Below are 22,865 nucleotides of genomic sequence, written 5' to 3' on the forward strand. Positions count from 1 at the left end.
ACATCGACACCGACATGGCCGCCCATGTGGACGGCCCGACACGGCACGGCGGGCATCCCGTCAGGCGGGCGTGTCCTCCCACGGCTGGCCCATGTCCGGCCCGTACTCGTCGAGCCCGAGGGGCGGCAGGTTCGGGTCGACGGGCTCGGCCGGGGGCTGGTGCAACGGCTCGGCGTCCAGCGGCGGTTCGAAGTCCTCGGCGGGCGGCACGAACTTCGGCGCGTTCATCGTGCCTCCCCACCTCGGGCCGGCCTCGACCCGGCCGACCTGCTCAGCTCGTTCATGCGTCCAGTGTCACCCCGCCTCCGCGGCGGCGTATGCGCGACGCGGGAGCGGGCACGGCCTCACATGCGCTCGGGCGCCTCGATGCCGAGCAGCGCCAGCCCCTGCGCGACGGTGCGGGCGGTCAGGTCGCACAGCAGCAGCCGGCTGGCCCGCAGCCGCTCGCCGTCGGCCTTGAGCACCGGGCAGGCGTCGTAGAACGCCGTGTACGCCCCGGCCAGGCCCTGCAGGTAGCCGGTGACCCGGTGGAACTGCAGCGTCCGCGCCGCCTCGGCGACCACCGCCGGGAAGCCCAGCAGCTCCATCGCCAGCGCCCGCTCGGCCGGGTGCGCGAGCAGCACGGCCGCGCCGCGGTCCGGGGCGACCCCGCCCCTGCGGAAGATCGAGCAGATCCGGGCGTGGGTGTACTGCAGGTAGGCGCCGGTGTCGCCGGAGAACGACAGCATCCGGTCCCAGTCGAACGTGTAATCCTTGATCCGGTCGCTGGACAGGTCCACGTACTTGATCGCACCGATGCCGACCATCCGCGCGACCTCGGCCTGGGTGTCGGCGTCCAGGTCGGGGTTCTTGTCGGCCACGATCGCCGCGGCCCGGGCGACCGCCTCGTCGAGCAGCTCCACCAGCTTCACGCTCTGGCCCGCCCGCGACGCCAGCTTCTTGCCGTCTGCGCCCAGCACCTGCCCGAACGCGATGTGCTCGGCCCGGACCGGCGCGGCCAGCCAACCCGCCTCCCGCGCCGTCTGGAACACCATCGTCAGGTGCTGGTGCTGCGGCGCACCGACCACGTACAGCAGCCGGGTGGCCTTGAGGTCCTGGGTGCGGTGCCGGATCGCGGCCAGGTCCGTGGCGCCGTAGCCGTAGCCGCCGTCCCGCTTGCGCACGATGATCGGCAGCGGCTCGCCGTCGCGGCCGGTGAACCCCGCCGGGAACGTGCACTTGGCCCCGTCGCTGTCGCGCAGCAGGCCGAGCCCGTCGAGGGCGTCGACGACCGGGTCCAGCATGTCGTTGTAGTACGACTCGCCGAAGAAGTCGTCGGCGGTCAGGGTCACGCCCAGCTTGTCGTACACGGCGAGGAAGTACTTCTCGCTCTCGTCGACCAGCAGCCGCCACAGCCGCAGCGTGGTCGCGTCGCCCGACTGCAGCGCCACCACCCGCAGCCGGGAGCGCTCGGCGAAGGCCGGGTCGGCGTCGAACTTCGCCCGCGCGCCCTGGTAGAAGCCGTTCAGGTCACCGACCGACAGCTCGTGCGCGGCCTCGGTCTCGCCCAGGTCCAGCAGGTGCTCGATGAGCATGCCGAACGGGGTGCCCCAGTCGCCGACGTGGTTGGCCCGCCGCACGTCGTGGCCCAGCCGGCTCAGCGTCCGGGCGGCCGCGTCGCCGATCACGGTCGAGCGCAGGTGCCCGGCGTGCATCTCCTTGGCCACGTTCGGGTGGGAGTAGTCGATGATCACGGTCTCCGGCGCGGCCGCGACCGGCACGCCGAGCCGGTCGTCGGCGCTCATCGCCGACAGCAGCCCGGCCAGCGCGTCGTCGCGCAGCCGCAGGTTGATGAAGCCCGGCCCGGAGACCTCCGCGGCGGCGACCAGGTCCGCCAGCTCCGCCCGGCCCAGCGCCTCGGCCGCGATGTCGCGCGGCGCCCGGCCCAGCCGGCGGGCCAGCGGCAGCGCCCCGTCGGCCTGGAAGTCGGCGTGCTGCGAGCGGCGCACCACGGGGTCCACGCGCTCGCCGGCGACCGCCGCGAAGGCGTCCGCCAACCGTTGGCCGAGCAGGTTCTCCAGATCAGTCACGTCAAGCCAGCTTTCTCGCACGACACGTGCAGGCAGGAGGAAACGAAGATCGACGACGACGCCGACCGGGGGAGCGTGAGAAAGGGCAGCGCCGCGCGCGTCAGGCGTCAGCGAGCTGCCGTGATTCGTCGTCGCGCGACGGCGACGACGCGCCCCGGCCGGCGCAGCGCGACGGAGCCACTGGCGTGGCCGGCGTGCACAACGGCGGGGGACATGCCACGACCATACCCGACCCCGCCACCCGAAAAGGAAGGGCACCTTTTTAACGCTTTGCGTAGCGGAAGGGCACCTTCCTAACGTGAGCCCATGACGAGTCCCGGGGACGAGGCGTACCGCTTCTACGGCGAGCTGGCCCGGTGGTGGCCGCTGATCTCACCGGTGGACGACTACGCCGAGGAGGCCGCGTTCGCCGCGGCGCTGCTCGCCACCGCGCAGGTCCCGGTGCGCGAGGTGCTGGAGCTGGGCAGCGGCGGCGGCCACAACGCGGCGCACCTGCGCGAGCACTTCACGATGACGCTGGCCGACCTGTCGCCGCAGATGGTCGCGATGTCGCGCGAGCTCAACCCGGACTGCGCGCACCACGTCGGCGACATGCGCACGCTGCGGCTCGGGCGGGAGTTCGACGCGGTGTTCGTGCACGACGCCGTCGACTACATGACCACCGAGGACGACCTGCGCGGTGCGATCGCGACGGCGTACGCCCACTGCCGGCCGGGCGGCGTCGCGGTGTTCGTGCCCGACGACGTCGCCGAGTCGTACGAACCCGGCTCCGACCTGGGCGGCTCCGACGGCCCGGACGGGCGCGGCGTGCGCTTCCTGGAGTGGTCCTGGGACCCGGACCCGGCCGACACCTGGACGCTGACGCAGTACGCGTTCCTGCTGCGCGAGGCCGACGGCGCGGTGCGCACGGTGCACGAGACGCATCGCACCGGCCTGTTCCCGCGCCGGGTGTGGCTGGAGCTGCTGGGCGCCGCGGGCTTCTCGCCGCAGGTGCGGCTGGAGGAGACCGCCGAGGAGCGCCGCCCGCGCGAGGTGTTCCTGGCGCACCGCCGGTAGGCTCGCCCGCGACACCGAGCCGGCCGCGTCCGGCGTACCCCTGGAGGTCCTCCCGATCATGATCGGCCGCCCGTCACTGCGCCCCGCCCTGCTCGCGGTCGCCGCCGCCGCCGTGCTGGCGGTGACCGCCTGCACCGACCACGGCGAGCACGCCCCGGACCCGTCGGTGACGGCCAGCTCGCCGGTGGGCGTGTACAACGGCGCCGACACCGCGTTCGCGCAGAGCATGATCGTGCACCACCAGCAGGCGCTGGACATGACGGCGCTGGCCGCGCAGCGCCAGGCCGGACCCGAGGTGGCCGCGCTGGCCGCGCAGATCAGGCGGGCGCAGGAGCCCGAGATCGCCACCATGCGCCGGTGGCTGGCGGCCTGGCAGCAGCCGACCGCCGCACCCGCGCACGACAAGCACGCCGGCACCGGGATGCTGACCCCGGCGCAGTTCGACCAGCTGCGCAAGGCCTCCGGCGCCGAGTTCGACCGCCTCTTCTGCGAACTGATGATCATGCATCACGAGGGTGCGGTGGCGATGGCCGAGAAGGTGCAGGCCGATGGCGCCAGCACGCAGGTGGAGGTGCTCGCCACCCGGATCATCGCCGACCAGCGTGCCGAGATCGCGAAGATGCGGGCCCTGCTCAAGGGCTGATCGCTCCATGGTCGGAGCTCCGGTCGCGCGGCGGGTGCGGCGCGAGCGGAGCCCCTTCCTGGCCGGCTGCGGCGCGACCCGGGCCTCGAACCGGCGGCCCGGTCAGGCTCGGCAGACCACCTCGCCGTGGGGCACGTGGAACCAGCCGTCCTCGGCGGCGATCCACTCGCGCCAGCCGTCGGCCATCCGGCGCAGGTCGGCCTCGGTGGCGTAACCCTGGGTGACGGCCTGGCGGGCCACCGCCGAGTGCTGGATCCGCTCCGCCCACATGCCGCCCCACCAGGCCCGCTCCTCGGGGGAGGCATAGCACCAGACGCTGCCCGTCGCGGTGACGTCGGTGAAACCCGCGGCGCGGGCCCAGGCGTGCAAACGGCGCCCGGCGTCCGGCTCGCCCCCGTTGTCGCGGGCCACCCGGCGGTAGAGCGCCAGCCAGTCGTCCAGCGCGGGGATCAGCGGATACCAGGTGAAGGCGGCGTAGTCGCCGTCGCGCGCGGCCACCACCCCGCCGGGGCGGCACACGCGGCGCATCTCGCGCAGCGCGGCGACCGGGTCGGCCAGGTGCTGCAGCACCTGGTGCGCGTGCACCACGTCGAAGGAGCCGTCGGGCAGGTCCAGGTCGTGCACGTCACCGGTGCGGAAGTCGACGTTCGCGGTGCCGCGCGCGGCGATCTCGGCGCGGGCCAGGTCGAGCGCCTGCTCGGTGAGTTCCAGCGCGGTGAGCCGGCCGGGGGCGACCGCGTCGGCCAGGTCGGCGGTGATGGTGCCCGGCCCGCAGCCGACGTCGAGCAGCGCCTGCCCCGGCGCCAGGTGGGGCAGCAGGTATGCCGCGGAGTTCGCGGCGGTGCGCCAGCGGTGCGAGACCAGCACCGTCTCGTGATGACCGTGCGTGTACGTCGTCATGTCACATCCCTCCTACCAGGACGACTCTAGGTCGCTGTCCCGTTATACGGGAGCGAAATTCTGCATGGTGGACACGTTTGAGATACCCACTGGTCAGGGAACGTTCTGGCGGTGACGAATGGGCGTCGAATGACACCCGCCGATGTGTTCCGGTGGGGGATGGCCGGTGCGGGCGGCGTCGCCGTCATCGGCGTGGCCCTGGCCGCCGTCTGGGCGGTGCGCGGCATCCTCGTGCTGGTGCTGGTCGCCCTGTTCGCCGCGGTCAGCCTGGACCCGGCCGTGCGCTGGCTGGTGCGCCACCGCGTGCACCGCCCGTACGCTGTGATGATCATCCTCGTCGTGGTGCTGGGGCTGGTCGCGCTGCTGTTCGCCGGGATCGGCCCGCCGCTGGTGCGCCAGGCCGGGCAGCTGTCCACCGACCTGCCCCGCTACATCGACGACCTCGACGAGCGCTCCCGCGCCTTCCGCGACCTCAGCGCCCGCTACGGGCTCGGCGACAGGCTCAACGACCTGGCCGCCTCCGTGCCCGAGAAGGTCGGCACCAGCCTGCTCAGCCTGTTCCGCACCTTCCTCGGCGTGCTCGCCGCCGCGCTGACCGTGCTGGTGCTGGCGCTGTACTTCCTCGCCGACATGCCCCGGCTGCGCCGCCGGGTGCAGCTGATGGCCCCCGACCGGCACCGCGAGCGCACCAGGCGCATCGTCGACGTGGTCGTGGACAAGGTCGGCTCGTACATGATCGGCAACCTGGTCATCTCGCTGATCGCGGGCGTCGTCGCGTACGTCGGGCTGCTCGTGCTGGGCATCCCGTTCGCGCTGCCGCTGGCCCTGATCGTGGCGGTCACCGACCTCATCCCGCTGGTCGGCGCCACCCTCGGCACCGCCGTCTGCGGCCTCGTCGCCGCCATCACCGCCGGCCTGTGGCCCGCCGCGGTCGGCATCGTGGTGTGGCTGTTGATCTACCAGCAGATCGAGAACTACGTGATCGTGCCGAAGGTGATGAAACAGAGCCTGGACATGCCGGCGCTGGAGGTGCTGCTGGCCAGCCTGCTCGGCGCGGGCCTGCTCGGGCTGGTCGGCGCGCTGATGGCCATCCCCATCGCGGCGACCTTCCGCGCGATCCACGCCGAGCTGCGCACTCCGCTGCCGCCGGAGCACGTCCCCGGCACCGACCATGATTCGGAAGCCGATCCCGCGGGTACGCAGTGAGCCATGCGCATCGTGGTGGTGGGGGCGACCGGCAACATAGGCACGGCAGTGCTGCGCCGGCTGCTCGACGGAGGAGAGTTCGACCAGGTCACCGGCGTGGCCCGGCGCCTGCCCGGCGAGGACGCCGGGCCGCCGTACGACCGGGTGCACTGGCACGCCCTGGACGTGGGCGCGCCCGGCGCGACGGCCGAGCTGACGAACGTGTTCGCCGGTGCGTCCGCCGTCGTCCACCTGGCCTGGCAGATCCAGCCCAGCCACGACCGGGCCCGCATCCGGCAGACCAACATCATCGGCACGGCCAACGTGGCCGCCGCCGCGGTCGCCGCGTCGGTGCCGATGCTGCTGGTCGCCTCCTCGGTCGGGGCGTACGCGCCCGGGTCCGCAGACCAGCGCGTCGACGAGGACTGGCCGGTGACCGGCGTGCCCGGCTCGACGTACAGCCAGGACAAGGCCGAGGTCGAGGCGCTGCTCGACCAGCTCGAGGACGAGCACCCGCAGCTGCGGGTGGTGCGCATCCGCAACGGCCTGGCGTTCCAGCGCTGCGCCGCCGCCGAGATCGCGCGGCTGTTCATCGGCCCGCTGGCCCCGCTGAGCCTGCTGCGGCACGGACGCATCCCGCTGCTGCCGGCCGGCATCCAGATCCAGGCGGTGCACAGCGACGACGTCGCCGAGGCGTACGCCCGCGCGATCCTCGCCCAGGCGCACGGCGCCTTCAACATCGCCGCCGAACCGGTGCTCGACGCCGAGACGGTCGGCGCCCGCTTCCACGGGCTGGCCGTGCCCGCCCCGCCCGCGCTGCTGCACGCCGCCACCGCGCTGACCTGGGCCGCGCGCCTGCAACCGACCGAGCCCGGCTGGATCCGGCTCGCCGCGGGCTGCCCGCTCATGTCCTGCCACCGGGCCGAGGCCGAGCTCGGCTGGCGGCCGCGCACCGACGCGCTCGACGCGCTCGGTGAACTGGTCGCGGGCATGGCCGAGGGCACCGGCGACGGCTCACCCCCGCTGCGCAGCCGGCCCGGCCCGGCCGCCCGACTGCTCGCGATGGCCGGCGGGCGGCTGCCCGGCCACGGAGACCCGTACTGATCCACCCGGGGGAGTCCCATGTTCCTGCGTCCCAAGACCGACCAGCCGCCGCCCGAGCGCCCGACCGAGCTCACCAAGCGGGACTGGAAGGACGTGCTCAAGCGGACCGTCAAGGAGTACAAGGAGGACAACCTCAGCGACTGGGCCGCGGCGCTCACCTACCGCGGGGTGATGTCGCTGTTCCCCGGCATCCTGGTCCTGGTCGCCCTGCTCGGGCTCACCGGCCAGGACACCGCCCAGCGGGCCGTCGACCAGGTGGGCCGCTACGCGCCCGGCGCCGTCCGGCAGGTCGTCGACAACGCCCTCACCGAGCTGCAACGCGGCCGCCAGGGCACCGCCGGGCTGGTCGCCCTGCTCGGCGTGCTGCTCGCGCTGTGGTCGGCCTCCGGGTACGTGTCGGCGTTCATGCGCGCCGCCAACGCCATCTACGACGTGCCCGAGGGCCGGCCGTTCTGGAAGACGCTGCCGATCCGGGTGGGCGTGACCATCGTGGCGAGCCTCGCCATCACCGCGGTCGCCATGGCCCTGGTGTTCACGGGCCCGGTCGCCCAGCAGGCCGGAGAGTTCATCGGCCTGGGCACCGGCTTCGTGCGGGTGTGGGACATCGTGAAATGGCCGCTGGTCCTCGGCGTGGTGGCCCTCATCTTCGCGCTGCTGTACTGGGCGTCGCCCAACGCCCGGCAGGGCGGCTGGCGCTGGGTCACACCCGGCAGCCTGGTGGCCGTGCTGCTCTGGCTGATCGCCTCGGCCGGGTTCGCCCTGTACGCGGCCAACTTCGGCTCGTACAACAAGATCTACGGCAGCCTCGCCGGCATCATCGTGTTCCTGATCTGGCTCTGGATCGGCAACATCGCCCTGCTCCTCGGCGCCGAACTCGACGCCGAACTCCACCGCGAACGCGCCGTCGCCGCCGGCCACCCCGAATCCGAGGAACCCTACGTAGAACTCCGAGACCAGCCCAAGGACCCCGACCGCACCGACACCGATCTCCGCTGACCCCCTCTCTCCCGCGCCGATCTTGCGTGGACTGTGGGTACGACACGCGCCAACCGGGCAAAAGGGCAACAGTTCGCGCAAGATCGTCGCGATCTTGGCCTGGCGGGGTGGTCACGGTGATGGGGCCGCTATCGTGGGCGGCGATGTCTGCGATCACCGAGCGGGCACTGCTGTTCCTCGACGTCGACGGCCCGCTGATCCCGTTCGGCGCGCCTCCGGCGCGGCGAGCCGACGGCAGTCCGCTGGTACACGAGACCGCCGCCGGCTCCGCGAATCCGTTGCTGGACAGGCTGAACCCCGAGCACGGGCCGCGACTGCGCCGGTTGCCGTGCGACCTGGTGTGGGCCACGACCTGGATGGCCGACGCTAACGAGGTGATCGCACCGCGACTCGGGCTGCCCGAGCTGCCGGTGGTGACCTGGCCCGACGAGGCCGAGGACGACACCCGGCTCCACTGGAAGACGCGTGGACTGGTGGACTGGGCGGCAGGTCGCCCGTTCGTCTGGGTCGACGACGAGATAACTGAGGCGGATCGCGTCTGGGTTGACGCGCACCATGGCGGGCCGGCGCTGCTGCTGCGTGTCGACCCGCGTATTGGCTTGAGCGCCGCTGACTTCGCGGTCGTCGAGGACTGGCTGGAACAGTGCTAAACCAGACGCGTCCGGCGCGAGTACCTTTCGGCCGTGGCGCGTATGACTTACATCCGCAGGTCATACGCGCCACATGCCAGTAATTGGCCTAGCGTGGGCCGGGCTTCATGAGACCGAAGGGCTGGCCCGGACGTAGGCCTCGTCGCACGCAGGTTCCTCCTGGTCGCCGCGAAGCACGGTGAAGCTCGCCAGGACCTCGGCTCCTCCGGGCAGCTCCGAGTTGTGCGTTCCGTCTACTTGCTGAGCGATATCAGCGGACACCAGGAATTCGACCACTCGGAAGAGGCCGGGTTGCTTTGATGCTCCGATCGTCTTTTCTCCGTACCAGTAACCCTCGGAGTCCGGCTGATGGTCAGCCTTCTTGAAGTACAGATCTCCATCGGCGGAGCTCGTCCCCACCACTATGGAGGCACCTCGAGGCATGCGTTCCACTCGTCCAGCCATAGGCATGCAGCGCGCCACGGTCATGGGTTTGTCATCATGCTCCGAAAGAGGATACAAGGCATGTCCGACCGGCCCTGCCGTTGGTGACGTCTCGGGTGATTTCGTCGGAGATACTGGCGGCGGCGCTGGATGGTCCGCACGGTAGATCGCGAAGATTGCACCGGTCGCTGCGGAGGTGCTGATTGCGGCTGCCAGGACCCATTGCCAGCCCCGCCAGTTGACCCAGAAGGGAAGAGAGATCAGCCACGGAAGGACAGCGACGATGATCAGGAGGGCCGCGACGAGCCGTGACCATGACATTGCTGCGAAAGTGCCGGCAATACCGCAGATGCCGGACACCACGCTTATTAGAACCACGGATTTCTTATCTGCTAGAGGGTTGCCTGAAGGGTGAGTCGGAATCGACATGTCCAGACCCTATTCCGGTGTAGCGCGAAATCTGCCATGACTGCGCGTGGCTAAGAGGCAGATCTAGGACAGAGGGCTCGACTATCGAAGCTCCATAGGTAAATTCAGATGTTTCCGCGACGCCCGTGGTGAGTCAGCGGAGTAAAGAAGCGGCTATGGATAGCTGTGTTCATTGCGGCTAGTCGGCACGCTAGGCTGCCGAAGCCGATACGACCGTCTGGCTACGAGACGTCGCGGTGTTATCGGTGCGGCGCAGGTTGCGGATCGGCGGCAGCGCGAGCAGCAGCACGCAGCCCGCCACGCCGACCAGCGCCGACACGCCCAGCACCACATCAGCGCCGATCAGCACCGCGATCGGTCCCGCCAGCACCTGCCCGATCGGCACCCCGGACACCGAGCCCGCCACCTCGTACGCCGACACCCGGTTCAGCACGTCGCGGGGCACCTGGGTCTGAATGCTGGTCGCCCACATGACCGACCAGAACGCCCACGACGCGCCCCCGATCGCGTGCGCGACCAGCAGCAGCGGCAGCGGCGCCGGCACCGAGATCGACAGCGGGATCAGCGCGAACCCGAACAACCCCGTCGCCCCCGCCGCCAGCGGCCGGCTCGGCCGCACCCGCATCGCGACGAGCCCGCCGAGCACCGTCCCGCCGCCCATCGCCGACATCGCCCACCCGTACGCGCTCTCCCCGAGATACCCGGCGATCAGCCCGGACCCGAGCGGGATGATCGGCCCGAACACCGTGATCCCGAAGACGATCCAGATCAGGATGACGCTCCACATCCAGCTGCGGGAGCGGAACTCGTGCCAGCCCTCCCGCAGGTCGTGCCGCATGCTCGCGACGCCCCGCCGGGCCACGCGGGTGACCGGCGGCAGCCGCAGCGCCAGCAGGCACACCGCGCTGACCGCGAACGTCGCCGCGTTGATGGCGTACACCGTGCCGGGGCCGGTCAGCACGACGAGGGTCGCCGAGAGCGCGGGCCCGAGCAGCTGCGCTCCCGCGTCGGCCACGCGCAGCGCCCCGTTGGCCCGCTGCACGTCGGTCGCGATCAGCGGCACCATGCTGGCCAGCCCGGGCTGGAACATCGCCGCCGCGCCACCGGCGATGGCCGACATCGACATCAGCAGCCACAGCGGTGCGTTTCCGCTGATCAGGGCGTACGCGACCACGAGCTGCGTGACCACGCGCACCGCGTCGGCGCCGATCATCAGGCGGCGGGCGCCGAACCGGTCGGCGAACACCCCGCCGAACAGGATCAGCGCTACCACCGGGGCCATCCAGGAGGCGAGCACGAGCCCGACGCCGGTGTCGCCGTGCCCCGCGTCGCGCACCGCCAGCGCGACCGCGACGGGCAGCATGCCGTCACCGAGCAGCGCGACGGCGCGGCCGGCGAAGTACAGGCCGAAATCCCTGGTCCACATGCGACCTGTATGCCCCTTAGTCATGCCGATCATGAACGCAGAATAGTAAAGAACCCTTCCCGATCCGCCGAAATTTTTGTGCACGACTTGACAGGCATATAACCAACAAGGCATGTTAGCTGGGTGACGGTGGTGGGCGCGTTCGCGGTGCTGGGCGAGCCGAACCGGCTGCGCATCCTGGAGCTGCTGCGCGCCGAGGAGCTCAGCGTCGGCGAGCTGGTGCGTCAGCTGGACATGAGCCAGCCGGCGGTCTCCAAGCACCTCAAGGTGCTCCGCCAGGCCGGGTTCGTGTCCAGCCGCATCGCCGCGCAGCAGCGGATCTACCGCATCGAACCCGCGCCGTTCGCGGAGGTGGCGCACTGGCTGGCGCCGTACCGCCGGCTGTGGGACCGCCACCTGGACGCGCTGGAACGCCATCTCGACGACATGGAGTGACCCGATGAACACCATCGACCCCGGACCGCTCTCGCCGGTGCAGGTCGAGCCCGCGGGGGAGCGCTGGACCCTGGTCATGCAGCGCGACCTGCGACATCCACCCGCGAAGGTGTGGGCCGCGCTCACCGAGCCCGGCCGGCTGGAGCAGTGGGCGCCGTTCCTGTCCGACCGCGACCTCGGCCGCCCCGGCGGCGCGACGCTCACCGCCATCGACGGCGACGAGCGGTACGCCATACCCGCGACCGTGCAGCGGGCCGAGCCGCCGCACCTGCTCGTCTACACCTGGGGTGAGGACCTGCTGCGCTGGGAGTTGACCCCGACCGCCGGCGGCACCAGGCTGGTGCTGCGGCACACCATGGCCGACCGGCACTGGGTGCCGAAGGTCGCCGCGGGCTGGCACCTGTGCCTGGTGGTGGCCGATCGCCTGCTCGACGGCACACCGGTGCCGCCGATCCGCGGCACCGAGGCCAAGAACCACGGCTGGCTGGAGCTGAACGATGCCTACGGCCGCGAGCTGGGGATCCCCACCGACGACGGTGCGGGGGAGACGGACGGGCAGTAACCGTATACTCTCCTGCGCTGACGGGGATCGGTCCAGGTGGACAGCCATGGCAATGGTGATCGGGAGAGCGGAGAAGGCGTGACGGCGGATAACGGTTACCTGAAGGTCATGTCCTGGAACCTGTGGCTCGCGGGCGGCTGCGTGAACGGCGCCCGCGACAAGCAGCTCGCGTTCCTGCGCGAGCAGGCGCCGGACGTGGTGGGCCTGCAGGAGACGCTCGGCTTCGCCGCCCGCGAGCTGGCCGAGGAGCTCGGCTGGCACCACCACCAGGGCGGCAGCTGCGGTGTCATCTCCCCGCACCCGATCATCGAGCGGTACGGCCACGAGCAGATGTGGGGCGTGGGCGCCCGGCTGCGGCTGCCCGACGGCGGTGAGCTGGTGGCGTGGAGCGCGCACCTCAACTACGACCCGTACGGGCCGTACGACTTCCACCTCGCCGGGATGAGCGTGCCGGAGGTGCTGACCCGGGAGGCGGACGCGGGCCGCCCGGCGCAGATCGAGGAGATCCTCGCCGCGATGGGCCCGGCGCTGGCCGAGCCGGGCCTGCCGGTGCTGCTGACCGGCGACTTCAACGTGCCGTCCCACCTGGACTGGCCCGACCTGCCCTGGCAGGTCAGCGTCGCGGTCGAGCGGGCCGGGCTGCGCGACTCCTACCGCGTGGTCCACCCCGACCCCGTCGCCGTGCCCGGCCACACCTGGTCCCCGCTGAACCCGTGGCACGAGCAGCGGGAGGGCACGCCCGAGCCGCAGGACCGCATCGACTTCGTGCACTTCGCCGGGCCCTTGCGGGCCGTGACGTCGGATACGGTCGGCGTGGGTGAGCCGCGGCCCATGCCCCACCACGCGGACAATGACTGGACCTCGGACCACTGGGCGGTGCTCAGCACCTTCGCGCGGGAGAACTGATGATCGACCTCGGCGGCTACGACGCGGTGCTGCTCGACATGGACGGCACGCTCGTCGACACGGAGTCGCTGTGGGTGCAGGCCGTGGTCGAGGTCGCCACGGGTCTGGGCGCGGCCCCACTCGACGAGACGCTGCTGATCGGCGGCACGGTGGCGAGCATCGTCGCCGTCGTCGGCACCGCCCTGGACGGGCAGGTGGCGGCCGCGGAGCTGACCGTCCTGATCGACCAGGGCGTCAAGCGCAAGGTCGCCGAGGTCGGCATCGTGCTGCGGCCGGGCGCGCGGCGGCTGCTCGACGGCCTGGTTGCCGCCGGTATGCCGTGCGCGCTGGTCACCTCGTCGGGCCGCGCGGACACCGAGCTCATCCTCGACGTGCTGGGCCGCGAGGTGTTCGCGCACACGGTCACCGCCGACGACGTGCCACGCCACAAGCCCGATCCGCTGCCGTACGCGACCGCGGCGGCGCTGCTCGGCGCCGACCCGTCACGCTGCGTCGCGATCGAGGACTCGCTCGCGGGTCTGGCCGCCGCCGAGGCGGCCGGCTGCACCACGATCGGCGTGCCGCACCTGCAGCCCATCCCGCCCGCGCCCGGCCGGCACGTGCTCGTCAGCCTGGAGCAGATCAGCGTCACACCCGTTAGGGTGAGCCGATGATCCTCACCGTCACCCCCAACGCCGCCCTGGATGTCACGTACCTGGTGGACAGCCTCACCCCGTACGCGACGCACCGTGTCTCGGCGGTGGCGGAGCGGGCGGGCGGCAAGGGGGTCAACGTCGCCCGGGTGCTGCACAGCCTCGGCGAGCCCGTGCTCGCCACCGGCCTGGCCGGCGGCCCGACCGGCGTGCGGCTGCGCGAGCTGCTCGCCGCCGACACCGTCGCCGAGGCGTTCCTGCCGGTCGCCGGGGACGCGCGGCGCACCGTCGTGGTCGCCGACCGGGCCGACGCCACCGGCTTCTGGGAGCCCGGCCCCAGCGTCACCGCCGCCGAATGGTCGGCGTTCACCGCGCACTTCGCGTCGCTGCTGGACGGGGTGCGGGTGGTCGTGCTGTCCGGCTCGCTGCCGCCCGGCGTGCCCGCCACCGCGTACGCCGAGCTGCTCGCGCTCGCCCACGCGGCCGGTGCGGCGACCATTCTCGACGCCGACGGCGACCCGCTGCGGCAGGGTCTGCGCGTGCAGCCCGACCTGGTCAAGCCGAACGCCGCCGAGCTGCACGCGCTCACCGGCGTCCGCGTCGACGGCCCCGGCGCCGCGCGCCAGGCCGTCTCGGTGCTGCGCGAGCTCGGCGCCGGCGACGTCGTCGCCTCGCTCGGCGGCGGCGGCCTCGTCGCCGTCTGCGCCGACGGCGTCTGGCGCGCCCGCCTCCCCGAGCCCCTGTCCGGCAACCCCACCGGCGCCGGCGACGCCTGCGTAGCCGCCCTCGCCCGCGGCCTCCTCACCGGCCAGCCCTGGCCCGACCGCCTCCGCGACGCCGTAGCCCTCTCCGCCGCCGCCGTCCTCTCCCCGGTAGCCGGCACCATCGACACCGCCTCCTTCCACCACCTCCGCAACGAGGTAACCGTCGAACCCTGCTGACCCCCCGACCCCGCGAACCCCACCGGGCCCACCCCGACCGCGCCGATCTTGCGCGAACTGTGGGTGCGACACGCCCATTCCGCGCATATCCCTAACAGTTCGCGCAAGATCGTTGCGATCTTGGGGGTGGGTCGCCCGCGTGGCGGCGGGCGGAGCGGGGTAGGGCCGAGGGAGATCCGATGTGGACCTAGGCTGTCGTGATGGCTGTGGCCCACCTCGCACACTCCTGGCGCGTCGACGCGCCGCCGCATCGCGTGTTCGCGCACCTGGCGGATCCGTACAGCTATCTCGGGTTGTCGCCCCTGCTGGTCGAGGTCCGCGACGTGCGACCGGGCTCCGACGAGCAGGGCCCGCTGACCGACTACGTCGCGGTCGAGCGGTTCCGCTTCCTGGGCGTGCTGCGCTGGGACAACCCGATCCGGGTACGCATGCGCGCGACCGAGCCCGATCTCGTGCGGCAGAGCGTGCTCAGCCCTGGTGGCGTGCGTCTGGAGTCGACGGTGCGGCTCACCCCCGACGGCGACGGCACGCTCGTCGACGAGGAGATCGAGTTGCGGGCGGCGGCGTTCCTGCGCCGTTTCGCCACCGGCCAGGCGCGAGCGGTCCAGCTCCACCGCGCCGCCGAACTCGCTCGCCGGATGGCACTGCCCGGTCCTACCATGTCGGCGTGAACCGGCGCCGCGCGAAGAAGCTGACCCGCAGGCTGGTCGCCGCCGCCCTGACCGGCGATGCCGCCGGGGCGGCCCGGCTGCTGCGCGCCGGTGCCGATCCCGACCGGCCCGACGCGTACGGCACGCGGCCGCTCTACCAGGCGGCCGTGCAGGGCGAGCTGGCGGTGCTGCGGCTGCTGCTCGCCGCTGGGGCGGCGCCGGACCTGGAGAGCGGGCGCGGGCAGGAGGGCACGCCGCTGTGCGCGGCGGCCGTGTGGGGACGCGTCGACATCGCCTGCGAGCTGCTCGCCCACGGTGCGGACCCGGGTCTGCGCGAGGACGCCGGCCTGGGCAACACGCCGCTGGAGTCGGCGCGCCTGTTCGGCCAGGCGGAGACCGCGGAGCTGCTGGCCGAAGCGCTCGCCTCCGCTAGGCCGATCGCCTCCGCCAGGCCGATCGCCTCCGCCGGGCCGATCGCGTAGCGCGAACCCGGCCGGGGTGACGATCCAGGTGCCGGACCTGGCAGAGCCGCCCGGCACGGCGAGATCGACTGCTGAGGTCGGCGGAGGACGTTGGCCGCCGTTACCGGCCGGCCACCTCACCGAGCATCGCGGTGACGTACGGGTCGTCGGTCTCCGCCGCCAGGTCGGTCGCGAACACGGCGCGCAGCTGCTCGCCGTCGCCGAGCCGTTCGCGCAGCGAGCGCCAGGCCCACAGGTTCGGGTGCGGGATGTCCGTGCAGGCCTCGGCGGGGGTGAGCGTGGTGATCGCCCGGTCCAGGTCGGCGGGGGAGAGGGGGTAAGACCCCGACCCGCCGCTGCGGCCGACGATCGTGCCGAGCACCACCGCGGGCAGCAACCCGTCGCCGACGGCGATGCGGGCGAACTCCGGCTCGCCGTTCACCAGCCGCGCGACGCCGAAGGCCGCCGGCCGCTCCCAGCCCGGGATCGCCGCCTCGAACCGGTCCCGCGCCGCGTCGAGTTCCGCGATGGTGCGCCACTGCTCGCTCATGTACTCGATCATGGCACGGGCCGCGGGAGCGTCAGGTGAGGGGGATGCGGGCGACGGAGGTCCAGTGGTAGGAGGCCGTGCGCCGGTCCTGGGTGACGTCCAGCAGGTGCACCTCGCGGACGGTCAGGGTGGCGTGGCTGGGCCGCACCCGCTGGCGCAGCGCGGCCTGGACCTGCCCGGAGTCGCCGGTGCCGGTGGCGTACGCCAGCGTCAGGTGGCCGGGCATCGCCTCGTAGGCGACCGCCTCGGAGCCGAGCACGTCGGCGATCGCGCCCCGGCTGCGGGCGTGGACGGTGTGCAGCGGCTCGCCGGGCAGGTCACCGTCGAGATCGGCCAGCACCACCGTGACGCTGGCCAGCGGCGAGCCGGCGATGAGCGTGAACGCGGGCACGTCGGCGAGCGCCTCGCTCAGCCGTGCGGTCAGCTTCGCGCGCTCGCCGGGGCCGATCTCCGCGGCGGGGATGCCCATGACCGGCTGGACCGTGACGTGCAGCCGTGCGTCGGGCACCGGCGCAAGGAACGGGAATGGTGCCATCGCCGCCCGGCACCCGCCGACGAGTCGGGCCAGGTCGGTGTCGTGGTCGAGGTCGGGCAGCAGGTAGACGTGCAGCCGGGTCCAGCCCGCGGGCCAGATCCGCCCGCCGGTGAGGAACGGTTTCATCGGCCGCGCGGCGGCTGCCACAGCTCGAAGCGGTTGTCCTCGGCGTCGTAGGCCCAGCCGAAGCGCCCGAACTCCCCGTCCTCGACCTCGTCGGCGACCTTGACCCCGGCGGCGCGCAGCTGCGCCAGCATCGCGTCCAGGTCGTCCACCCGGAAGTTGAGCATGTACGGCTGGTCGGGGCGGCCGAGGTAGTCGGAGTCCTGCTCGAAGACCGTCCACGTCGTCGTGCCGCCCGCGTGCCAGCGGAAGGTGTGCCCGCCCCACTCGCTCACGTCGATGCCGAGATGTGTGCCGTACCAGGCCCGCAGGGCTGCGGCATCGCGGGCGCGGAGGAACACCCCGCCGATTCCGGTCACTCGCTGCATCCGGACATTCTGACATGAAACTCCGGCGTGCGCCGGACCTTGGCGGGCGGGCCCGGCGGGAGCATGATGCTGGCATGCTCTCATCGATCATCGACGGCCGATCCGTGGCGGGCGGCGCACGGGTGCTGGACAGCCGCAACCCCGCCGACCTCGACGACGTGGTGGGCCAGGTCGCGCTGGCCGACGTGCCCACCGTGGTCGCGGCCGCCGCTGCGGCGCACGCGGCCCAGCGTGCCTGGGCGGCGGTGCCCGCGCCGGTGCGCGGGCAGGTGATCGCCAACATCGGCGCGCTGGTCGAGGCGAACGCCGAGGCGCTCGCCCGGCTGGTAACCCGCGAGATCGGCAAGCCGCTGGCCGAGGCGCGCGGCGAGGTGCAGGAGATCGTCGACACCTGCCGGTTCTTCCTCGGCGAGGGCCGCCGCCTGTACGGCCAGACGGTGCCGTCGGAGATGCCGGACAAGCAGCTGTTCACGTTCCGCGAGCCGGTCGGCACCGCGATGATCATCACGGCGGGCAACTTCCCGGTCGCTGTGCCGTCCTGGTACCTGGTGCCCGCGCTGCTGTGCGGCAACGCGGTGGTGTGGAAGCCCGCCGCGTACGCCGCCGCCGGCGCCGACGCGCTCTACCAGCTGTTCGCCCGGGGCGGGCTGCCCGCCGGGGTGCTGAACCTGGTGCAGGCCGACGGCCCGGAGACCTTCCACGGACTGTCGCAGGCCCTGGACGAGGGCCTGGTGCAGAAGGTCGGCTTCACCGGCTCGACCGAGGTGGGCCGGTCCATCGGCGAGCTGTGCGGCCGCCACCTGCAGAGCCCGTGCCTGGAGCTGGGCGGCAAGAACCCGATGGTGGTCACCGAGGACGCGGAGCTGGACCTGGCCGTCGAGGGCGCGCTGTTCGCCGGGTTCGGCACCGCGGGCCAGCGCTGCACCTCGCTGGGCACGGTCATCGTGCACGAGTCGGTGCACGGGGAGTTCCTGCGCCGGTTCGCCGCGGCCACCGCCGCCGCCGCGATCGGCGACCCGACCCGCGAGGTGCTCTACGGCCCGCTGCTGGACGAGAGGTTCGCCACGTCGTACGAGAAGTATCTGGGCTGGATCGAGGGCGGCCACCGGGTGCTCGGCGCGACCGGCCGGATCACCGCCGACAACCCGCGCGCCGAGTTCGTCGGCGACCCGGCGGCGGGCCTGTTCTACCACCCGGTCATCGTGGACGGGGTGCGTCCCGGCGACGCCCTGTTCGACCAGGAGACGTTCGGCCCGATCGTCGGCGTGACGGCGTACCGCTCCCTCGACGAGGCGATCGAGCTCGCCAACGCCCCCGGGTACGGCCTGTCCAGCGCGATCTACACCACCGACCCCGGCAAGGCGTTCGCGTTCCGGCGCGGCGTCGGCGCGGGCATGGTCAGCGTCAACAACTCCACGTCGGGCGCCGAGGCGCACCTGCCGTTCGGCGGCAACGGCCGCTCCGGCAACGGCAGCCGCCAGTCCGGCATGTGGGTGCTCGACCAGTTCACCCGCTGGCAGGCCATGAACTGGGACTACTCCGGCCGCCTGCAGAAGGCGCAGCTGGAGGTCGCCGTCGTCCCCGCCGACCTCGACTTCCGCCTCTGAACCGAAAGGAAGGGCACCTTCTTGACGCTATCCGTATAGGAAGGTGCCCTTCCCAACGCTGTCCGGAACGGAGGTGCGCGGCACGGAGGTTGCTGGCAGGGTATGGGCGTGCAGGTGTACCCGGCGCCCTCGGCGCGGACGCTGGACTGGTTGCGGCGCGTGCTGGGCGCACCGGTCGCGGCGGTGACGCCGCTGACCGGCGGCATCGCGCAGGCCGTCGACGCGGTCGACACCGCCGACGGGCGCCGGTACGCGCTGCGCCGCTGGTGCCGGCCCGGCTGGCAGGTCGAGGACCCGTGGTTCACGCCCGACAACGAGGCGGCGGCGCTGTCCGCGCTGTCCGGCACCGGGCTGCCCGTGCCCGAGGTCGTCGCCCTCGACGCCGCGGGCGGCCAGGCGGAGTGCCCGGCGCTGCTGATGACCTGGCTGCCGGGACGGATGCTGCCCAGCGCTACCCACCGCGACGGGTCCGTCCCGCCGCCGACGGCGGCCATGCTCGCCCGGCTCGTCGAGGCCGCGCACGCGATCCACGCGGTCGACGGCGCGGGCGTCGCACCGTTCGAGCCGTACGTGGTGCTCGGGCAGGCGCGCCCGCCCGCCGCGAGCACCCGCCCGCAGCTGTGGGAACGTGCCATCGCGGCCGGGCCGGCGACGCCGCCGCCGGCGCGGGCCACCCTGCTGCACCGCGACTACCACCCCGGTAACACGCTGTGGCGGGACGGGACGCTCACCGGCATCGTGGACTGGACCAACGCCTCGCGCGGGGCGCCCGGCTACGACTTCGGCTACCTGCGGATCAACCTGCTCATCATGTATGGGCAGGAGGCCGCCGACGCGGTCCTGCCCCTGCTGGACGACCACGATCCGGCCGACGACCTCGCCGCCTTCCTCGACATGGAGTGGGAGGGCCCGCACGCCGCGCCGCTGCCCGTGCTGGAGTCCTACCTGGAGACCCTGCTCGGCTGAGGCCGCACCGGTCAGAGCGGGGCGCCCGCGTCCAGCGCCGCCTGTGCCTCGGCCGCCGAGGGGCCGTCGCCTGCCGCGACCCGTGCCAGCGCCGCGCGGTACGCGGTCGGCAGGGCCTCGTCGGCGGGCACCGCGACATCAGGGGTGACGCCGGTGCCCTCCCAGTTGGTGCCGGTGACCGGGTGCACCGCGCGGGCGACGGGGATGGTCGCCTCCAGGTGCGGGTGCAGGCGGAACGCCTCGCGCGGATGCGCGCCGCCGCGGGTGCGCCCGCCGACCACCGTGCCCCGGCCGGACTGCTGCACGTCGTAGGCCAGCGCCTCACCGCCGGAGAAGGTGGCCGGGCCGGTCAGCACGTAGAGCGGCTTGGTGCGGCCGTAGCGCCGACCGGGCACGTGGGCGAGCGTCCACGCCTGGCGGACCTGGCCGGTGGCGCGCTCGAACGTGCCGGTGAGCTGCACCGGCTCGTGGTCCCACAGGTAGCTCATGAGCAGCGCGACCGCCGACGGCTCGCCGCCGAGGCAGCCGCGCAGGTCGACGATGAGCGCCCGGGTCGGGGCGAGCAGCGTCATGGCGGCGGCGTACACGTCGCCGACCAGCACGGCCGGGAAGATCAGCGGCCGGATGTCGAGCAGGCCCACGTCACCGGGCAGCCGCCGGGCGCCCGCCACGCCCCCGCAGGTGCGCTCGGCCCAGTCGGCCATCGCCGCGTACTCGGCGGCCTCGTCCTGCTCGGCGCGCTCGGGCAGGGGCTGCTCGTGGTGCAGCAGGCGCAGGTGCAGGTCGCCGTTGACGGCCTGCAGGTCGGCGGTGACCGCCGCGGCCAGCGCGGCCGGGTCGGCGGGGTAACCGCCGGCGGCGCCGGCGAGCCGCCGGGAGATGTCGGCGGCGGCGTCGGGGAACACGTAGTGCTGCTCGACGAGGTCGCGCAGGCGGTCGATCAGGATGGCCGGTTCGGACTTCTGCATGGCACCAGGGAAGCACGCCGCTTGACAAAGCGTCAAGGGTTCTTGACGCTTAACTGCGGTGGCACGGGAACGAGCGAAGGGGCGGTCCATGAGCAGCGACACCACGGGTGACGGCGAGGTGATGCCGGTCGGTTCCGCCGACCAGCACCGGGCGCTGGCCCACCCGATGCGCCACCGGATCCTGTTCGCGCTGGAACGGCCCGCCACGGTCAGCGGGCTCGCGGCGGCGCTGCGTACCAACAAGGGAAACGTGGCCCACCACCTGAAGGTGCTGGCCGACGCGGGGCTGGTGCGGCCCGCCGGCACCCGCACCGTGCGCGGCGGCACCGAGCAGTACTACGCCCGCGCCGCGCGGGCGCTGCACTACACCGGGCCGGGCGCGGCGGGCACCACCACGGCCGCGTTCCAGGCGATGGGCGAGGAGATCGCCGCCGACCCGGACCCGCTGCTGGTGCTGCGGCACCTGCGGCTGACCGAGGAGCAGGTGCGCGAACTCGCCGCCACCCTCACCGCGCTCACCCGCGACACCCCGGACGCCGGAGACGGTGCCGCCCGCTACGGGCTGCTGGTCGGCCTCTACCGCGCCCCGGGGCCACACAGCTAGCGGTGATCTCCCCATCAGCGTTTTCACAGCTTACGGCCGTTGAGGTGTGGAGTACGCGAGCACGAAGGGGTGCGGGGGAATGAGCGAAGTGTGGCGGGAGAGGTTGCGGACGGACGTGCCGGCCTCCCTGGTGGTGGTGCTGGTGGCGCTGCCGCTGTCTCTGGGCATCGCGGTCGCGTCGGGCGCGCCGGTGCTGGCCGGGTTGATCAGCGCCGTGGTCGGCGGCATCGTCGTAGGCGCGCTGGGCGGCTCGGCGGTGCAGGTCAGCGGCCCGGCGGCGGGGCTGACCCTGATCGTGGCGCAGACCGTGGCCACCTTCGGCTGGCGCGGCGCGTGTGCGATCACCATGGCGGCGGGGCTGCTGCAGCTGCTGCTCGGCGCGGCGCGGGTGGCCCGCGCCGCGCTGGCGGTCTCCCCGGCGATCGTGCACGGCATGCTCGCCGGGGTCGGTGTCGTGATCGTCCTGTCCCAGGTGCACGTGCTGCTCGGTGACGCGCCCCAGGCGTCGGCACTGGCGAACCTCCAGGCGCTGCCGGGCGAGCTGCTGCACAACCACACGCCCGCCGTCTTCGTCGGCGTGCTCACCCTGGCCGTGCTGTGGGGCTGGCGGGCGCTGCCCCGGATCTCGGTGTACGTGCCCGCGCCGCTCGCGGCCGTGATCGTCGGCACCGCCGTCGCCGCGGCCACCGGCTGGGAGATGCAGCGGGTGGACATCCCCGAGAACATCCTGGCCTTCGACGCCGGCCCGATCTGGCCCGACGCGGGCATGCCCACCATCCTCGCCGCCGTCGGCGCGGTCGCGCTCGTCGCCAGCGTCGAGTCGCTGCTGTGCGCGGTCGCCGTGGACCGGATGCACGACGGCCCCCGCGTCAACCTGGACCGCGAGCTGGCCGGGCAGGGCGCCGCGAACGTCGTCGCGGGCGCGCTCGGCGGCCTGCCGGTCGCCGGTGTCATCGTGCGCTCCACCACGAACGTGCGGGCCGGGGCCCGCTCGCGGCTGTCCACGGTGCTGCACGGCGGGTGGATCCTGGTGCTGGTGCTGGCCGCCGCGCCGGTGATCGAGCTGATCCCGCTGCCCGCGCTGGCCGCGCTGCTGGTCTACACCGGCGTGCAGATGGTCAACCTGACCCACGCCCAGCAGGTCCACCAGCACCGGGAGATGCCGGTCTACGTGCTGACCCTGCTCGCCGTGGTGGTGCTCGGGCTGTTCGAGGGCGTGCTCGTCGGCATGGTCTGCGCGCTGCTGCTGTCCATCTGGCGGCTCACCCACGCCACCGTGCGGGCATACCACGACGAGCACGGCTGGCACGTCGCGGTCGAGGGGTCGCTGACCTTCCTCGCCGTGCCGAAGCTGACCCGGGCGCTGGCGCGGGTCCCCGCGCAGACGGCGGTCGCGGTCGAGCTGAACGCCGACTTCATGGACCACGCCGCGGTCACCGCGCTGCACGACTGGCGCACCGGCCACGAACGCGGCGGCGGCACCGTCGAGGTCCACGAGCTGCACCACCACTGGTACGCCGAAGCGATCACCGGCCAGCGCCCGCCGGCCCGCAAGGTCCACGCCACCGCCTGGCTGCTGCCGCGCATGCACCGCGCCGTGCCCTCCGGCGCCCGCGAGCGGCTGGCCCGCGGCGCCCGGCTGTTCCACCGCCACGGCGCCCGCCGCGTCGGCCCGG

The 22,865-nt window shown here is 73.0% G+C and carries 26 protein-coding genes; 17 read left to right on the plus strand and 9 right to left on the minus strand.

The features are described from left to right. Window positions 1–60: 60 nt before the first annotated feature. On the minus strand, window positions 61–228 hold the full coding sequence (locus AB0J67_RS28330; RefSeq protein WP_363486523.1) for a hypothetical protein: 168 nt from the start codon (window positions 226–228) through the stop codon (window positions 61–63). A gap of 116 nt (window positions 229–344) precedes the next feature. Beyond that, window positions 345–2,069, minus strand: a complete 1,725-nt coding sequence (gene argS, locus AB0J67_RS28335) for an arginine--tRNA ligase (RefSeq protein ID WP_363486524.1) — start codon at window positions 2,067–2,069, stop codon at window positions 345–347. Window positions 2,070–2,375: 306 nt separating this feature from the next. On the opposite strand from argS, the gene AB0J67_RS28340 reads away from it, so the two are divergent. Both AB0J67_RS28340 and AB0J67_RS28345 read left to right on the plus strand, forming a co-directional pair. Further along, on the plus strand, window positions 2,376–3,125 hold the full coding sequence (locus AB0J67_RS28340; protein ID WP_363486525.1) for a class I SAM-dependent methyltransferase: 750 nt from the start codon (window positions 2,376–2,378) through the stop codon (window positions 3,123–3,125). A gap of 58 nt (window positions 3,126–3,183) precedes the next feature. After that, window positions 3,184–3,768, plus strand: a complete 585-nt coding sequence (locus AB0J67_RS28345; RefSeq protein ID WP_363486526.1) for a DUF305 domain-containing protein — start codon at window positions 3,184–3,186, stop codon at window positions 3,766–3,768. A 102-nt stretch (window positions 3,769–3,870) separates the two neighbouring features. Here AB0J67_RS28345 and AB0J67_RS28350 read toward each other — a convergent pair whose 3' ends face one another. Beyond that, complete coding sequence (locus AB0J67_RS28350) at window positions 3,871–4,668, minus strand: methyltransferase domain-containing protein (RefSeq protein WP_363486527.1); 798 nt, start codon at window positions 4,666–4,668, stop codon at window positions 3,871–3,873. A gap of 129 nt (window positions 4,669–4,797) precedes the next feature. Between AB0J67_RS28350 and AB0J67_RS28355 the strand changes: the two genes are divergently transcribed. From AB0J67_RS28355 to AB0J67_RS28370, 4 genes are all read left to right on the plus strand, one after another. After that, window positions 4,798–5,874: an AI-2E family transporter gene (locus tag AB0J67_RS28355; RefSeq protein ID WP_363486528.1), complete on the plus strand. Its 1,077-nt coding sequence runs from the start codon at window positions 4,798–4,800 to the stop codon at window positions 5,872–5,874. A 3-nt stretch (window positions 5,875–5,877) separates the two neighbouring features. After that, a complete protein-coding gene (locus AB0J67_RS28360; RefSeq protein WP_363486529.1) occupies window positions 5,878–6,957 on the plus strand; it encodes an NAD-dependent epimerase/dehydratase family protein in 1,080 nt (359 codons plus the stop codon). 18 nt (window positions 6,958–6,975) lie between these two features. Continuing rightward, window positions 6,976–7,953 (plus strand): YihY/virulence factor BrkB family protein, encoded by a 978-nt coding sequence (locus AB0J67_RS28365; protein ID WP_363486530.1) that lies wholly within the window; start codon window positions 6,976–6,978, stop codon window positions 7,951–7,953. Between the two features lie 143 nt (window positions 7,954–8,096). After that, window positions 8,097–8,603, plus strand: coding sequence for an HAD domain-containing protein (locus AB0J67_RS28370; RefSeq protein WP_363486531.1), 507 nt, complete (start codon window positions 8,097–8,099; stop codon window positions 8,601–8,603). A gap of 105 nt (window positions 8,604–8,708) precedes the next feature. Here AB0J67_RS28370 and AB0J67_RS28375 read toward each other — a convergent pair whose 3' ends face one another. Next, window positions 8,709–9,455 (minus strand): hypothetical protein, encoded by a 747-nt coding sequence (locus AB0J67_RS28375; RefSeq protein ID WP_363486532.1) that lies wholly within the window; start codon window positions 9,453–9,455, stop codon window positions 8,709–8,711. Window positions 9,456–9,645: 190 nt separating this feature from the next. Continuing rightward, entirely contained in the window at window positions 9,646–10,914 is a 1,269-nt protein-coding gene (locus AB0J67_RS28380) for an MFS transporter (RefSeq protein WP_363486533.1), read from the minus strand. A gap of 90 nt (window positions 10,915–11,004) precedes the next feature. Here AB0J67_RS28380 and AB0J67_RS28385 point away from each other — a divergent pair, with 90 nt between their 5' ends. From AB0J67_RS28385 to AB0J67_RS28415, 7 genes are all read left to right on the plus strand, one after another. Then, window positions 11,005–11,316: a metalloregulator ArsR/SmtB family transcription factor gene (locus tag AB0J67_RS28385; protein WP_363486534.1), complete on the plus strand. Its 312-nt coding sequence runs from the start codon at window positions 11,005–11,007 to the stop codon at window positions 11,314–11,316. 4 nt (window positions 11,317–11,320) lie between these two features. After that, window positions 11,321–11,878 carry an SRPBCC family protein gene (locus AB0J67_RS28390; protein ID WP_363486536.1) on the plus strand — a complete coding sequence of 186 codons (558 nt, stop codon included), beginning with the start codon at window positions 11,321–11,323 and terminating at the stop codon, window positions 11,876–11,878. 78 nt (window positions 11,879–11,956) lie between these two features. Next, window positions 11,957–12,784 carry an endonuclease/exonuclease/phosphatase family protein gene (locus AB0J67_RS28395; protein ID WP_363486537.1) on the plus strand — a complete coding sequence of 276 codons (828 nt, stop codon included), beginning with the start codon at window positions 11,957–11,959 and terminating at the stop codon, window positions 12,782–12,784. Next, window positions 12,784–13,437: an HAD family hydrolase gene (locus AB0J67_RS28400; protein WP_363486538.1), complete on the plus strand. Its 654-nt coding sequence runs from the start codon at window positions 12,784–12,786 to the stop codon at window positions 13,435–13,437. The genes AB0J67_RS28395 and AB0J67_RS28400 overlap by 1 nt, the downstream gene beginning before the upstream one ends. Further along, complete coding sequence (locus tag AB0J67_RS28405; RefSeq protein WP_363486539.1) at window positions 13,434–14,357, plus strand: hexose kinase; 924 nt, start codon at window positions 13,434–13,436, stop codon at window positions 14,355–14,357. Before AB0J67_RS28400 ends, AB0J67_RS28405 begins: the two co-directional genes overlap by 4 nt. A 200-nt stretch (window positions 14,358–14,557) precedes the next feature. Next, on the plus strand, window positions 14,558–15,028 hold the full coding sequence (locus tag AB0J67_RS28410) for an SRPBCC family protein (RefSeq protein WP_363486540.1): 471 nt from the start codon (window positions 14,558–14,560) through the stop codon (window positions 15,026–15,028). Then, a complete protein-coding gene (locus tag AB0J67_RS28415) occupies window positions 15,025–15,489 on the plus strand; it encodes an ankyrin repeat domain-containing protein (RefSeq protein ID WP_363486541.1) in 465 nt (154 codons plus the stop codon). Before AB0J67_RS28410 ends, AB0J67_RS28415 begins: the two co-directional genes overlap by 4 nt. Window positions 15,490–15,589: 100 nt before the next feature. On the opposite strand, the gene AB0J67_RS28420 is transcribed toward AB0J67_RS28415, so the two are convergent. The 3 genes from AB0J67_RS28420 to AB0J67_RS28430 are packed head-to-tail and all read right to left on the minus strand — an operon-like array spanning window position 15,590 to window position 17,044. Next, window positions 15,590–16,018, minus strand: a complete 429-nt coding sequence (locus AB0J67_RS28420) for a hypothetical protein (protein WP_363486542.1) — start codon at window positions 16,016–16,018, stop codon at window positions 15,590–15,592. Between the two features lie 31 nt (window positions 16,019–16,049). Beyond that, the gene (locus AB0J67_RS28425; protein WP_363486543.1) at window positions 16,050–16,679 is read right to left on the minus strand and encodes a 2'-5' RNA ligase family protein; all 630 of its coding nucleotides are present in this window, start codon (window positions 16,677–16,679) and stop codon (window positions 16,050–16,052) included. After that, window positions 16,676–17,044 (minus strand): VOC family protein, encoded by a 369-nt coding sequence (locus tag AB0J67_RS28430; RefSeq protein WP_363486544.1) that lies wholly within the window; start codon window positions 17,042–17,044, stop codon window positions 16,676–16,678. The genes AB0J67_RS28425 and AB0J67_RS28430 overlap by 4 nt, the downstream gene beginning before the upstream one ends. 74 nt (window positions 17,045–17,118) lie before the next feature. On the opposite strand from AB0J67_RS28430, the gene AB0J67_RS28435 reads away from it, so the two are divergent. After that, window positions 17,119–18,651: an aldehyde dehydrogenase family protein gene (locus AB0J67_RS28435; protein WP_363486545.1), complete on the plus strand. Its 1,533-nt coding sequence runs from the start codon at window positions 17,119–17,121 to the stop codon at window positions 18,649–18,651. Window positions 18,652–18,759: 108 nt separating this feature from the next. Beyond that, window positions 18,760–19,617 carry a phosphotransferase gene (locus AB0J67_RS28440; protein ID WP_363486546.1) on the plus strand — a complete coding sequence of 286 codons (858 nt, stop codon included), beginning with the start codon at window positions 18,760–18,762 and terminating at the stop codon, window positions 19,615–19,617. Window positions 19,618–19,628: 11 nt separating this feature from the next. Here the strand turns inward: AB0J67_RS28440 and AB0J67_RS28445 are convergent, their stop codons facing one another. After that, complete coding sequence (locus AB0J67_RS28445; RefSeq protein ID WP_363486547.1) at window positions 19,629–20,585, minus strand: S41 family peptidase; 957 nt, start codon at window positions 20,583–20,585, stop codon at window positions 19,629–19,631. An 88-nt stretch (window positions 20,586–20,673) separates the two neighbouring features. Between AB0J67_RS28445 and AB0J67_RS28450 the strand changes: the two genes are divergently transcribed. Both AB0J67_RS28450 and AB0J67_RS28455 read left to right on the plus strand, forming a co-directional pair. Further along, window positions 20,674–21,189, plus strand: a complete 516-nt coding sequence (locus AB0J67_RS28450) for a helix-turn-helix domain-containing protein (RefSeq protein WP_363486548.1) — start codon at window positions 20,674–20,676, stop codon at window positions 21,187–21,189. Window positions 21,190–21,268: 79 nt separating this feature from the next. Further along, the coding region (locus tag AB0J67_RS28455) for a SulP family inorganic anion transporter (protein ID WP_363486549.1) at window positions 21,269–22,865 on the plus strand (1,597 nt) is incomplete at its 3' end.

Source organism: Catellatospora sp. NPDC049609 (assembly GCF_040675365.1).
Classification (GTDB): domain Bacteria; phylum Actinomycetota; class Actinomycetes; order Mycobacteriales; family Micromonosporaceae; genus Catellatospora.